Raw genomic sequence first — 12,665 nt, forward strand, 5'->3', positions numbered from 1 at the left:
GCCGGCGGGAGAGAAAGATCCCAAACTCACTTCCACGGCGGCGCTGCGGCAAGGATGAACCAGCCGTACGAGAGGCTGCGGCAGGGACACGCAGCGGGCTCTCATCGGGCTTTGGCCGGACGTTTGCGCGCCGCCCGGGAGAGCTCTGCAGGCGGTACGGCGGGCACCGGCGGCAGCGGCCGGAAGCTGGTTGCCTATTCGATCCGCTTCCAATAAACTAACGCGCTCATCCCTGCGTGACTGGCGATAGAACCGGTTCAAACAACCGGATTCAAGGTGGAGCAACCCACCGTGAAGCGCAGGGTGCCGTTTTGCCGTTCGCCTGGGCAGCCGTGATCCGCGCGCATTGATCTGCGCTGACGGTGGCTGTCCTGCCTCGCGTGTGCGGCGACTCTCCATCCGCCACGTCAGGGCTGGCCCAGCCGCCAGCAGCGCTGCGTACCCTCTACGCAAGATTCGGCACACGATCCGGTCAACCTGAACCCATTCAACGGAATCCGTATGTTTGACAGAGCCCAAAGCACCATCGCCAACGTCGATCCTGAACTCTGGAAGGTCATCGAGCAGGAAAACCGCCGTCAGGAAGAGCACATCGAACTGATCGCGTCGGAAAACTACACGAGCCCGGCTGTCATGGCTGCGCAAGGCTCGCAACTCACGAACAAGTACGCCGAAGGGTATCCGGGCAAGCGCTATTACGGCGGTTGCGAGTACGTGGACATCGCCGAGCAGCTGGCGATCGACCGTGTGAAGCAACTGTTCGGCGCCGAAGCCGCCAACGTGCAGCCGAACTCCGGCTCGCAGGCCAACCAGGGCGTGTTCTTCGCCGTGCTCAAGCCGGGCGATACGATCATGGGCATGAGCCTCGCGCACGGAGGCCACCTGACTCACGGTTCGCCGGTCAACATGTCGGGCAAGTGGTTCAACGTGGTGAGCTACGGCCTGAACGAAGCCGAAGACATCGACTACGAAGCCGCGGAGAAGCTCGCTCAGGAACACAAGCCGAAGCTGATCGTGGCGGGCGCCTCCGCGTTCTCGCTGCGTATCGATTTCGAACGCATGTCGAAGATCGCCAGGTCGGTCGGCGCGTATTTCATGGTCGACATGGCGCATTACGCCGGTCTGATCGCCGCGGGCGTCTATCCGAATCCGGTGCCGCACGCCGATTTCGTCACCACCACCACGCACAAGAGCCTGCGCGGCCCGCGCGGCGGCGTGATCCTGATGAAGGCGGAGTTCGAAAAGCAGATCAACTCGGCCATCTTCCCGGGCATTCAAGGTGGACCGTTGATGCACGTGATCGCCGGCAAGGCCGTCGCGTTCAAGGAAGCGCTCTCGCCGGAGTTCAAGGCGTATCAGCAGCAGGTCGTCGAAAACGCGCGTGTGCTGGCGGAAACGCTGGTCAAGCGCGGTCTGCGCATCGTGTCGGGCCGCACTGAAAGCCATGTGATGCTCGTCGACCTGCGTGCAAAGAAGATTACCGGCAAGGCTGCGGAAGCAGCGCTGGGCACGGCTCACATCACGGTCAACAAGAACGCGATTCCGAACGATCCGGAAAAGCCGTTCGTGACGAGCGGCGTGCGTCTCGGCTCGCCGGCCATGACCACGCGCGGCTTCGGCGTCAAGGAAGCCGAGCAGGTGGGTAACCTGATCGCCGACGTGCTGGACAACCCGGAAGACGCCGCCACGATCGAACGTGTGCGCGCGCAGGTCGCCGAGCTGACCCAGCGCTTCCCGGTTTACCGTTAAGCCGCCATGCACTGCCCCTTCTGCCGTCACGCCGATACGCAGGTTGTCGACTCGCGCGTATCCGAAGACGGCGCAACGATTCGCCGGCGCCGCCGCTGCCCGGCCTGCGACAAACGTTTCACGACGTATGAGCGGGTCGAGCTGGCGTTGCCGTCGGTCGTCAAGAAGGATGGCAGCCGCACGGAATTCGACCGCCGCAAGATCGTCGCGAGCATGCAACTGGCGCTGCGCAAGCGCCCGGTGGCGGCAGACGCGATCGAAGCGGCGGTTGCCCGCATCGAGTATCAGTTGCTCGGTAGCGGCGAGCGCGAAGTGCGCAGTGAGCGCCTCGGCGAACTCGTGATGAACGAGTTGCGTGCGCTCGACACCATTGCCTACGTTCGTTTCGCTTCCGTTTACCGGCGCTTCGAAGACGTCTCCGAATTCGAAGACGTGATCGAAGAATTTCGCCGCGCCTCTTCTCCTCCCAAGCCTTCCCGCAAACGCTGAACGCAGTCGCATCTGACGCATCTGGCGTTGCGTTCGGGCAGCCGTTTTTCCCTGCGTAGTTTTTTCGCGCATCCACATCTCCCCGCCGTTATGGTCGTCGCGTGCATTTTTGCGCGGGATAGCGTCTGAGCGCCACCTGGCCATTCGGCCGATTGTTGAGCGCGTTGCAAGTCGCTAGATTGGCTGCATTCTTCGAATCGATCAGGGGTGCAGATGAAATGGAATGCAGTCGGTTGGCCGCGGTGCCGCGGCTTCACGCTTGTCGAAACGCTGGCCGTCGTCGCGCTGCTGGCGGTGATCGCCGTGATGAGCACGCCGTCGTTCGTAGCGTGGTACGTGCGCGATCAGGTCGACGCCCGTGCGAAGGCGCTTGTCGCGACGCTCGCTTATGCGCGCAGTGAAGCGCTACGGCAGGGCGCGCGCGTCACTGTGTGCCGGACCGACGGGGCGCGGCATTGTCTCGCGGCGGGACAGCCGTGCGGCAATGGTATCGCTGACTGGTCCTGTGGCTGGGCGGTTCTGGCCGAACGAGGCGGCGCGTTATCGCTATTGCGTGCGCAGCCGCTGCTTGCTGCCGTGAGCATTGCCGGCACGCAGACCAACCTCACGTTCACGCCGCCGGCGGGACAATTGATCGGCACCTTCCGCAGTTTCGATATTGCGCCGCGCGCGCCATCGAGAGCTACGCAAGGAGCCAGGTGGCGTCGCTGCATTCGTATCGCAGCGGGCGGTCGCGCGCGGATCACCGAGGGCGCATGCGGAGCGGCATCATGAGCCGGTCTTTGCAGAACCCATACTCGCGCCGCTGCGAATCGAAATGTCGCGGCAGTTCATTAATCGAGGTCATGCTGGCTGTCGCGTTAATGGCCGTCACGGCGTTGGGGCTGATCGCCGGTCAATTATGGACGGCGCGCGAAGCCCGCGCGATGGCCATGCGCGAACACGCCGCGTGGATAGCCGATTCCGTTGCGGAGGCGATGTGCGTGCCCTCCGCGGGCGATTCCGCAATCCGGCAATGGAGCGCGCGGGCAGCGCTGGTTTTGCCGCACGGCGAAGCCTCGGTGCGTGACAACGACGGCGTGTCCGCTGCGCGGGTCACATGGGCGGCGTTGCGCGACATGCCGTATTCCGACGACGTGATCGACAAACCCGCGCCCTGCGGCGGAGCGGATCTTCCTGCGGGCTCCTCATGCGTAGCGCTGGCGTTTGCAAGATGATGCGGCGCTCGAATCCTGCATGCGGTCACACGCTGGTCGAATTCGCGATCGCAATGGCGCTTGGGCTGCTGGTGACGGCGGGGGCCGTCTCGCTCTATACGACGCAGCGGAGCGCATTCGAACACGCGAGCGATGCGATGCGGATCCGCGAAGCCGGGCTGATCGCGCTGACGCTGATTGGCCAGCCATTGCAAATGGCCGGCTTCGTACCCGCAGACGTCTCACGGTACAACAGTCCCGCACCGCTGTTCGGTTGCTCGGGCGGCCGGCCGACCGGCGCCGACGATAGTCTCGCCTGCGAGAACTTGCCCAGTCATTCGGACGGTGTCGCGGTCCGCTATGTCGGTGACAACGTCTCCACCTGGCCATCCGCCAGTGGGCAAACAACGGACTGCCTCGGCCAGGCCGTGACCGGCGGCGGCGCGGCGCTCGGCGACAGGGGCGTGCCGGTCGTCAACCGGTTTTTCGCCAGAGTCAGTGCTTCGACCGGTGAGCCGGAGCTTTACTGCGAGGGCAACGGCAAGACGGGGTCCGCGCAGCCGCTTGTGGAAGGTGTCGAGCGCGTGCGGATCAGGTACTGGCTGGCCGGCGCGCCGGCGGCAATCGACGCGTCGGCGGTGATGGCCGATCAATGGGCGAAGGTCGTCGCCGTCGATCTCTGTGTGCTCGTGCGTGGCGCGCCGCAGGGCCAGCGCTCGCGCTATGTCGATTGCGACGGCGTGAGCGCTCTCGCCGCCGATTCACGGCCGCGCCAGGCATTCTCGCGGCGTGTGGCGCTACGCAACCACACGGAGGATTCGAAGTGACGAAACGACGCATCGAACGGCAGCGCCGCGCAGACCGAGACGGACAGTGCGCTCTACGCCGCGATCACGCCGCAAGCTTTGCACGCGCAAGACGAACCGGGTGCAACGGTTCACGCGCCCGGCAACTCGGTGTGGTCCTTCCGATCGTCCTGTTGATTTCAACGATGATGCTGGCCACTTCCGCTGCCTGGTTCGAGACCTCGCTGGCGGCCGCGCGTGGCGCTATCAACGTTCGCGAGTACCTGCAGGCTTTTCATGCCGCGGATTCGGCGCTGACTTTGTGCGTCCGCAATGCTATCGCGGCGGCAGCCGTCCAGACCTCGGCGCCGCCGCCGATCGCATCCGGCGAGCCGACCCAATGGAAACTCGAAGCCGCGTTCGAAGCTGGCGCCATCTTGCCCGTGGCGCAATGGCCCGGATCGCTGCGGCCGCCTCAGTGCCTGATTGAGGCCTGGCGTCTTGCCAGTCGCGCCGATGCTCGAGCGTACTTATTGACGTCGCGCGGCTTCGGCCGAACGAGGGAGTCTCAGGTGTGGTTGCAGATCGAGTTGGTGATAGACGGAGACAAAATTGAACGTCATTGGCGCCACGTTGCCAGCAGGCCTTTTTGACGGAGGCGCCATGAAGCCGCATACATCCGCTTTCACGTTGCTCGAATTGATGATCACGCTGGCAATCGCTGCCGCGCTGGCCGTGTTCGCCGTGCCTTCGTACCGCAGCCATGTCGCGCGAACGCATCGAATCGATGCGGCATCCGCGCTCTATCGCGCAGCCCAATTCGTCGAGGGAGCAACGAGCGACAGCGTTCCGGCATTGCCACCGGGCCTCGATCAGGCGCCGCAATTCGGCACGCCTGTCTATCGCCTGCACGCGCTGCCCGCGGACGACGCCAACGGTGGCTACGCGATAGAGGCAGCGCCGAGTGAATCCGGCCCGATGCGCGACGACCCCTGCGGCATTTTCACGCTCGATGCAACAGGATTACGTGGCAACAGAAGCCGGACAAGCGGTGAGACCGGCGGCCGAGCAAACAGTGGGTCGAACGCATCGACTCCTGCCAGCGGCGATTGCTGGAATACAACCTAGCGAACCGGCAGGCCACAAACCGTAGCCCGCAACGGCACCCCGCAACGGCACCCCGCAACGGCACCCCGCAACGGCACCCCGCAACGGCACCCCCCATCAAACCTCAATAGCCGCTATCCGTCGAGTCCGGCCTGTTGTCAGACGACGCAGCAGATTCCTGCTTCATCTGTTGCCAGATCCGATACGCTTCCCACCCGGCAAGGCCGAGGCTGCCCCACTTGAGCAGCGGTTTGGCGCCGGCTGCGACCGTTGCGCGCAGCGGCTTGGCGAGGATGAGCGAAGCGATAGAACTGACGATCGGATACTGTTTGAGCAGGGCACCGATGGTCCCCGCGTTGATAAAGCCCGCCTTCGGGCCCTTGCCGACTTGCATGCCGCCGAAGCCCGGCAGAATGAACTTGAGCCAGCTGAAGTGGGTAACCGCTTGCCGCAATTCGATGGTCGCCTGCGCGAGTTCCATACGCTCGACGTCCGCGCGCACCAGCAGCAGTTCCTTGCGCAGCGCTCGCAAATGAGGTGCGCTCAGGTCTTTGGCCTGGTGGCGTTTGTTACGGAATGCGGTATCGGAGTGGATCTGGCTCATGGCGTGTCGGCGGCAGTGAAGGTGGGACGGTAGAACGGCGCTGCAAATCGCGCGAGATTCTCAAGGGCAGACGCAGGGCACGCCGTTGCGTCTGCCGGGTCACGGTTTGCGGAACACGTCGCGGTCTTTTTCGAACTCGGCAATGGTCGCTTCGAACACCATTGGCGCGTTGCGCAAGCCGCTGCGCGCTTTCAGCGCACAGGCTAATCCCGCGATCGCATAGACCGCGGTGATGCCGGCGAGCGCTTGCCAGCGGTAGGTGTCCCAGAATGCAATGGCGATCAGTGCTGTCAGCGCGATCAAGGCCATCGTGGCGAGCATCATGGCCGCGAGGCCAAGGAACAGCACGCCGAGCAGACGGTCTTTTTCTTCGGCGAGTTCAATGCCGACCAGTTCCAGCCGCGTCTGCAGAATGGCAAACACGGAACCGATTATGCGGCGCAAGGGACTATGTTCTCCGCGCTGCGATTGTGTGTCGATCGTCATGGCTGTGGGCGTTGCGCGTGAAGGCCTGAACGGCGCGCGCGCGCGCCAGGAAAAGCGGACCGGCCAAACCTGCGCCGGTCAACCCGATTCGCTGGTGGGCCGGGCGGGTTACGCCCGGCGCCTTGGCCAGCTTTACTTGCGGTTGATCAACAATCCAAGCAGCACACCGGCGCCCGCTGCAATGCCGATGGATGCCCACGGATGCTCGTGCACGTAATCGTCGGTAGCGCGGGCCGCTTTCTTGCCTTTTTCGACCACGACGACCTGAACGTCAGCCGCCTTTTCCCTGGCCTGTTTCAGGCGCGTCAGCGCTGTTTCACGAAGTTCCGAAGCGCGCTCGCCGGTGGCGCTCGCGGCCTGTTTCAGCAGATCTTCAGCGTCCGCGAGGACGGTTTTGATATCCGACATCAATCTCTCCTTGTTGATTTCCGACATTGACAGCTCCCCTTCGTCTCACGCCACGCGTGAATCGTAACCAAAGAAACGGCCGCTGGCGAGCGCAGGGCTCGGTTGGTTCACAACTTCGCACGAACCGTTCCCGGTTGAAGCATAGCCACAAAAAACTCCGCCGCCCGCACTGTGTGAGGCAAAGTTTGCCTGAGATGGAGTTGATCTGGCCCGCAAAGTTTCCACTAAATCAGTGAAAATTACAAAAACGCATAAAGTAGTGACGCGATGTTCGTTCGTCATATACCGTCGCTCCCGTATGCTTTATCTTTGCAGAGCGCCGTGGGTGAATGCTCGCGCGGCAATGTCCAAACCTTCAGGAGATGCATGATGAGTCTACGTCTTGGCGATATCGCGCCGGATTTCGAACAGCAGTCGAGTGTCGGCCCGATCAGATTCCACGAGTGGCTGGGCGATAGCTGGGGCGTGCTGTTTTCGCATCCCGCTGACTTCACGCCTGTCTGCACCACCGAACTCGGCCTGACCGCGAAGCTGGCCAGCGAATTCGAGAAGCGCAACGTGAAGACGATTGCGTTGTCGGTGGACAGCGCCGAGTCGCACAAGGAGTGGATTAAAGACATTAACGAGACTCAGGCCGCCAATGTCGGCTTCCCGATTCTCGCGGACGGCGACCGCAAGGTTTCCGAGCTGTACGACATGATCCACCCGAATGCGAACGAAACGCTGACCGTGCGCTCGCTGTTCGTGATCGACCCGAAGAAGAAGGTGCGTCTCATCATCACCTATCCGGCCAGCACGGGCCGTAACTTCGACGAAGTGCTGCGTGTGATCGATTCGCTGCAGCTGACCGACAGTCACTCGGTTGCCACGCCGGGCAACTGGAAGCAGGGCGATGACGTGGTGATCGTTCCGTCGCTGAAGGACGAGGAAATCATCAAGCAGAAATTCCCGAAGGGCTATAAGGCGCTGCGTCCGTATCTGCGCATGACGCCGCAGCCGAACAAATAAGCGTTCGATGAACCACGAAGCGCGCCGATAGCTGCGTCGCCGCGTCGAAGGAAAACAGAAAAGCCAGTCCGCAAGTGGACTGGCTTTTTTTCGTACTGCGCAAACCCGCCACGGCCGGCGGAATCAGCGTATCCCAGCGTTCAGAAGAAAGCCTGAATACCTGTTTGTGCGCGCCCCAGAATCAGCGCGTGAATGTCGTGCGTGCCTTCATAGGTGTTCACCACTTCCAGATTCACCAGATGCCGCGCGACGCCGAACTCGTCCGAGATGCCGTTGCCGCCGAGCATGTCGCGTGCAAGCCGCGCAATATCCAGCGCCTTGCCGCATGAATTGCGCTTCATGATCGAGGTGATCTCGACAGCCGCGGTGCCTTCGTCCTTCATGCGGCCGAGACGCAGCACGCCTTGCAGTCCGAGCGTGATCTCGGTCTGCATGTCGGCGAGCTTCTTCTGGATCAGCTGGTTCGCGGCGAGCGGCCGGCCGAACTGCTTGCGATCCAGCACGTACTGGCGCGCGGTGTGCCAGCATGCTTCGGCCGCGCCGAGCGCGCCCCAGGCAATGCCGTAGCGCGCCGAGTTCAGACAGGTGAACGGACCGCGCAAACCGCTGACTTCCGGGAAACGGTTCTCTTCCGGCACGAACACTTCGTCGAGCACGATCTCACCGGTGATCGAGGCGCGCAAACCCACCTTGCTGTGGATGGTCGGCGCCGACAGCCCTCTCCAGCCCTTCTCCAGAATGAAGCCGCGAATCGCGTCCTTGCCGTTTTCTTCGAGCTTTGCCCACACCACGAACACGTCGGCGATCGGCGAGTTGGTGATCCACATTTTCGAGCCCGACAGCGAATAGCCGCCGTCGACCTTTTTGGCCCGCGTGACCATGCTGCCCGGATCGGAGCCGTGGTTCGGCTCGGTCAGGCCGAAGCAGCCGATCCACTCGCCGGTGGCGAGCTTCGGCAGGTATTTCTGCTTTTGCGCTTCGGAGCCGAATGCGTGGATCGGCACCATGACGAGCGACGACTGCACTGACATCATCGACCGGTAGCCGGAATCGACGCGCTCCACCTCGCGCGCAATCAGGCCGTAAGCGACGTAGTTCAGGCCGGGACCACCGTATTGTTCGGGAATGGTCGGGCCGAGCAGCCCGAGCTCGCCCATCTCGCGAAAGATCTCGATGTCGGTCTTCTCGTGACGGAATGCTTCGAGCACGCGCGGCTGGAGCTTGTCCTGCGCGTAAGCCGCGGCGGCGTCGCGCACCATGCGTTCGTCTTCGGTGAGTTGCTGATCCAGCAGCAACGGGTCTTCCCAGTGAAACTGCGCGGCCTCGGCCATGACTTATCTCCTGATTTCTTGCTTGACGAAACGTGCGTGAGCTTGACTTAAGTTCCGCTATGCGAAACAATGTTTTGCAAACACGTCCGAGTGTACCACCCCATGACGCCTGCATCCACTCTCTCTGAACCGCTCGACGAGCGCAAATTCGTTGTCGCCCTTGCACGCGGGCTGGATTTGCTGCGCGCGTTCAAACCGGGCGAAACCATGCTCGGCAACCGCGATTTCGTCGAGCGCACGGGCTTGCCGAAGGCCACGGTCAACCGTCTTGCCTACACGCTGACCGTGCTCGGCTATCTGCGGTTGGACGAATCCCTGGGTAAATATGCGCTCGACGCCGGCGTGCTGTCGCTCGGATTCGCGCTGCTCTCGGGCACGGACACGCTCGAACTGGCACGCCCGCATATGCGCACGTTCGCGCGCGAGGTGGGCGCGGCGGTCTCGCTCGGTTGCCGCGACGGGCTCGACATGATCTATCTGGAGACGATCCGCAGTGAAACCGCGCTGACGCTCGGGCTGGCATCGGGTTCCAGACTGTCGATGCTGACCAGTTCGATGGGGCGCGCCTATCTCGCCGTGCAACCGCTCGACGTGCGCGCCGCGTTGCTGGCGGAACTGCGCAAGGCGGCGGGCAACGAAGGCGACGCGCTGGTCGCCGACGCGGAGAAAGAGATCGCCGCGTTCGCCGCGCAGCGCTGCTGCTATTCGTTCCGGGCGTGGCACGACGACGTCAATGCGGTCGCGGTGCCGTTTCGCGAGCCGCGTGAAGGTCGCTGGCTGGTGCTGAGTTGCAGCGGGCCGGCTTCATCGATGGGCGAAGAGGTGTTCCGTGACAACGTCGCGCCGCGGCTGATGGCGCTTGCGCGGCGGTTAGGCGATACGGGCTGAAGCGGCGGCGGCGCGAGCGGCCGCTTCGCCGGGCTCAATCCACGTGCCTCAAACCGCCCGGTCGTGATAATGCGCGTTGAACAGCGGCCCTTGCACGAAGCGCACGTCGTACTGCTGCAAAGCCTCGAACTGCGCTTCATCCACTACACGATTGAAGATCAACGGAATCCGCAGGCGGCCGGCGTAACCGACCAGCGGTTTGACCGTCGCGTCGCGCAAAGCGGTGCCCGCATCCATCTTGAGGAAGTCGAGCCGCGCGGTTTCCGAGACCGACAGAATCTGCCCCGCGTTGGAGAGGTTGCCGGCCACCTTGAAGCCATAGTGCTGATAGCTCTTGGTCAGATAGCCGAGAAAGGTCTTGTGCGCGACCGCCGCCGCCGGCAACTCGATCACCACCCGCGACGGGTTCAATCCGAACGACACCAGCACGGTCGAAAAATGCCGGCCGTGGTCGTATTTCACACTCTTGAGCAGCCGCTCGTGCACACGCAGAAAGAGCAGCCCATGCCGCTGCGCGCCGAAGAAATTGATGGCGTGCAGCGCGCGTGACATGCGGTCGAGCGCGACGAGATCCCGATCGTCGGCGATCCGGTCGAACGGATCGAACACGTCGGACGGCGCGGCGTCGAGCCGGTGCGTGACGGCCTGAAAGCCGAGTTCGTCGCCGAAACGGTCCACACCTTCGACCCCCGACGAGAGCGACTGCGCGAGCGCATGCACGCTGATATCGAAGATCGGCTCATAACCGCTGGCCAGTTCGAGGCCGTTGAACTGCGCCAGCGCGACGTCGTGATGCAAGCCGTGCCCCATCATCAGATGCGCGCCGAGAAACGGATGATCGGCGGCGCGGGTAATGAGGTCGGGGATGGTCGGCGGAATCATGTAGACGTGTAGATGGCGGTAGAGAGGCGTTCGGCAACCCGATCGATTGCCGCATCCAATGATGGTAGCAGTCCGCACCGCGCTCACATGAACAAATTGCTCATAACGTTATCCGCCCGCCCCTTGTATCTACGGGCGGTCCCGCGGTTTTGAGACGGGTTTTCAGGGTATACGTTAATTTCACTATGCGTAATTAGTTTTACCATACGTAAATTGTGGCGCGGCTGCGGTCGCGGGAAAGTGTGGGTGCCGCATGCACCGTGCGCACCGCATGCGCCGACCTCCGGGGTTCTCCGGGCGTTCGGGCCGCACGCCACTCAACAATCCAGTCAGCAGGAGGGGACGACCCAATGAGCGCGAAACCGGCCGCGGCCGCCACCAATGTGATCGAAGTCGAGCGCGTGCTCGCCGAAACGCATCACCCGGCATTCCAGTTGATGCTGCTCGTGCTATGCGGGCTGTGCCTCGTGATCGACGGGTTCGACGCACAGGCTATGGGCTACGTCGCGCCGAGCGTGATCGGCGAATGGCACGTCTCGAAAGCCGCGCTCGGTCCGGTGTTCAGCGCCAGTCTGTTCGGCATGCTGCTCGGCGCGCTCGGGCTGTCGGTGCTGGCTGACCGCGTGGGCCGCCGGCCGGTGCTGATCGGCTCCACGTTCTTCTTCGCGCTGGCAATGCTTACCACGCCTTTCGTCACGACGATCCCCGCCTTGATCGCGCTGCGCTTCGTCACCGGTCTCGGGCTCGGCTGCATCATGCCGAACGCGATGGCGCTGGTCGGCGAATTCTCGACGCCTGTGCATCGCGTCAAGCGCATGATGCTGGTGTCGTGCGGCTTTACGCTGGGCGCGGCGCTCGGCGGCTTTATCAGCGCCGCGCTGATTCCGGCCTATGGCTGGCGCTCGGTTTTCTGGGTCGGCGGTGCGGCGCCGTTGCTGCTGGCGCTGGCGATGCTCGTCGCGCTGCCGGAGTCGCTGCAATTCCTGGTTCTCAAAGGCCACAACGAGCGCGCGTTGCGCTGGCTCGCGAAGTTCAACCCAATGCTGCCGATCGACGCGAACACGCGTCTCGTCGTGCGTGAAAAGGGCAATGACGGCGCGCCGGTGGCCGAACTGTTCCGCGCCGGCCGTGGCCCGGTGACGTTGATTCTGTGGGCGATCAGTTTCATGAACCTGATCGATCTGTACTTCCTGTCGAACTGGCTGCCCACCGTGATGCGCGACGCCGGCTATTCGCCGAGCACCGCCGTGCTCGTCGGCACGGTGCTACAGACGGGCGGCGTGGTCGGCACCTTGCTGCTCGGCTGGTTCATCGAACGGTTTGGCTTTGTGCGCGTGCTGTTCGTGTGCTTCGCGGGCGCGGCGCTGGCAGTCAGCACGATCGGCACGGTGGCGCATATGCTGCCGTGGCTGCTGATCGTCGTATTCGCGGGCGGCTTCTGCGTGGTCGGCGGACAGCCGGCGGTCAACGCGCTGGCCGGCCATTTTTATCCAACCGCGCTGCGCTCGACGGGGATTGGCTGGAGCCTTGGCATCGGCCGGATCGGTTCGGTGATCGGACCGCTGATCGGCGGTCAGCTGATCGCGCTCAACTGGTCGAATGCTTCGCTGTTTCATGCGGCGGCGGTGCCGGTGCTGTGCTCCGCGCTGCTGGTGATCGGACTGGCCGCCGCGACGCGCCAGCGCGGCCGGCCGTCCGAGCCGCGCACCGCCTGAGATGACGAGATCGAGTA

15 protein-coding genes and 1 riboswitch are annotated in these 12,665 nt (G+C 63.4%); of the genes, 10 read left to right on the forward strand and 5 right to left on the reverse strand.

The window, feature by feature from the left end:
- Positions 1 to 226: 226 nt before the first annotated feature.
- Positions 227 to 335, forward strand: a riboswitch (ZMP/ZTP riboswitch).
- 166 nt (positions 336 to 501) lie between these two features.
- The 7 genes from glyA to BXE_RS02730 all read left to right on the forward strand — a co-directional run bounded on the left by glyA (position 502) and on the right by BXE_RS02730 (position 5,347).
- The gene (gene glyA, locus BXE_RS02700) at positions 502 to 1,749 is read left to right on the forward strand and encodes a serine hydroxymethyltransferase (RefSeq protein ID WP_011486902.1); all 1,248 of its coding nucleotides are present in this window, start codon (positions 502 to 504) and stop codon (positions 1,747 to 1,749) included.
- A 6-nt stretch (positions 1,750 to 1,755) separates the two neighbouring features.
- The gene (gene nrdR / locus BXE_RS02705) at positions 1,756 to 2,238 is read left to right on the forward strand and encodes a transcriptional regulator NrdR (protein ID WP_007179115.1); all 483 of its coding nucleotides are present in this window, start codon (positions 1,756 to 1,758) and stop codon (positions 2,236 to 2,238) included.
- Between the two features lie 213 nt (positions 2,239 to 2,451).
- A complete protein-coding gene (locus BXE_RS02710; protein ID WP_011486903.1) occupies positions 2,452 to 3,012 on the forward strand; it encodes a GspH/FimT family pseudopilin in 561 nt (186 codons plus the stop codon).
- On the forward strand, positions 3,009 to 3,455 hold the full coding sequence (locus tag BXE_RS02715; RefSeq protein ID WP_038458353.1) for a type IV pilus modification PilV family protein: 447 nt from the start codon (positions 3,009 to 3,011) through the stop codon (positions 3,453 to 3,455). The genes BXE_RS02710 and BXE_RS02715 overlap by 4 nt, the downstream gene beginning before the upstream one ends.
- On the forward strand, positions 3,452 to 4,261 hold the full coding sequence (locus tag BXE_RS02720) for a type IV pillus assembly protein (RefSeq protein ID WP_011486904.1): 810 nt from the start codon (positions 3,452 to 3,454) through the stop codon (positions 4,259 to 4,261). The genes BXE_RS02715 and BXE_RS02720 overlap by 4 nt, the downstream gene beginning before the upstream one ends.
- 131 nt (positions 4,262 to 4,392) lie before the next feature.
- The gene (locus BXE_RS02725; RefSeq protein ID WP_322787378.1) at positions 4,393 to 4,872 is read left to right on the forward strand and encodes a pilus assembly PilX family protein; all 480 of its coding nucleotides are present in this window, start codon (positions 4,393 to 4,395) and stop codon (positions 4,870 to 4,872) included.
- A 10-nt stretch (positions 4,873 to 4,882) separates the two neighbouring features.
- Complete coding sequence (locus BXE_RS02730; RefSeq protein WP_011486906.1) at positions 4,883 to 5,347, forward strand: type IV pilin protein; 465 nt, start codon at positions 4,883 to 4,885, stop codon at positions 5,345 to 5,347.
- A gap of 103 nt (positions 5,348 to 5,450) precedes the next feature.
- Here the strand turns inward: BXE_RS02730 and BXE_RS02735 are convergent, their stop codons facing one another.
- The 3 genes from BXE_RS02735 to BXE_RS02745 form a co-directional block, all read right to left on the reverse strand.
- Complete coding sequence (locus BXE_RS02735) at positions 5,451 to 5,930, reverse strand: DUF3318 domain-containing protein (RefSeq protein ID WP_011486907.1); 480 nt, start codon at positions 5,928 to 5,930, stop codon at positions 5,451 to 5,453.
- A gap of 99 nt (positions 5,931 to 6,029) precedes the next feature.
- Positions 6,030 to 6,416 carry a phage holin family protein gene (locus BXE_RS02740; RefSeq protein WP_011486908.1) on the reverse strand — a complete coding sequence of 129 codons (387 nt, stop codon included), beginning with the start codon at positions 6,414 to 6,416 and terminating at the stop codon, positions 6,030 to 6,032.
- A gap of 132 nt (positions 6,417 to 6,548) precedes the next feature.
- On the reverse strand, positions 6,549 to 6,851 hold the full coding sequence (locus BXE_RS02745; RefSeq protein WP_011486909.1) for a DUF883 family protein: 303 nt from the start codon (positions 6,849 to 6,851) through the stop codon (positions 6,549 to 6,551).
- Between the two features lie 342 nt (positions 6,852 to 7,193).
- On the opposite strand from BXE_RS02745, the gene BXE_RS02750 reads away from it, so the two are divergent.
- Complete coding sequence (locus BXE_RS02750) at positions 7,194 to 7,832, forward strand: peroxiredoxin (protein ID WP_038456953.1); 639 nt, start codon at positions 7,194 to 7,196, stop codon at positions 7,830 to 7,832.
- Between the two features lie 140 nt (positions 7,833 to 7,972).
- Here BXE_RS02750 and BXE_RS02755 read toward each other — a convergent pair whose 3' ends face one another.
- The gene (locus BXE_RS02755; protein ID WP_011486911.1) at positions 7,973 to 9,163 is read right to left on the reverse strand and encodes an acyl-CoA dehydrogenase; all 1,191 of its coding nucleotides are present in this window, start codon (positions 9,161 to 9,163) and stop codon (positions 7,973 to 7,975) included.
- A 102-nt stretch (positions 9,164 to 9,265) separates the two neighbouring features.
- Between BXE_RS02755 and BXE_RS02760 the strand changes: the two genes are divergently transcribed.
- Positions 9,266 to 10,051 carry an IclR family transcriptional regulator gene (locus BXE_RS02760; protein WP_038456951.1) on the forward strand — a complete coding sequence of 262 codons (786 nt, stop codon included), beginning with the start codon at positions 9,266 to 9,268 and terminating at the stop codon, positions 10,049 to 10,051.
- Positions 10,052 to 10,099: 48 nt separating this feature from the next.
- Here BXE_RS02760 and BXE_RS02765 read toward each other — a convergent pair whose 3' ends face one another.
- Positions 10,100 to 10,933 carry an EAL domain-containing protein gene (locus BXE_RS02765; RefSeq protein ID WP_038456949.1) on the reverse strand — a complete coding sequence of 278 codons (834 nt, stop codon included), beginning with the start codon at positions 10,931 to 10,933 and terminating at the stop codon, positions 10,100 to 10,102.
- A 350-nt stretch (positions 10,934 to 11,283) separates the two neighbouring features.
- On the opposite strand from BXE_RS02765, the gene BXE_RS02770 reads away from it, so the two are divergent.
- The gene (locus BXE_RS02770; RefSeq protein WP_011486914.1) at positions 11,284 to 12,648 is read left to right on the forward strand and encodes an MFS transporter; all 1,365 of its coding nucleotides are present in this window, start codon (positions 11,284 to 11,286) and stop codon (positions 12,646 to 12,648) included.
- Positions 12,649 to 12,665 lie beyond the last annotated feature (17 nt).

Source organism: Paraburkholderia xenovorans LB400, from assembly GCF_000013645.1.
Classification (GTDB): domain Bacteria; phylum Pseudomonadota; class Gammaproteobacteria; order Burkholderiales; family Burkholderiaceae; genus Paraburkholderia; species Paraburkholderia xenovorans.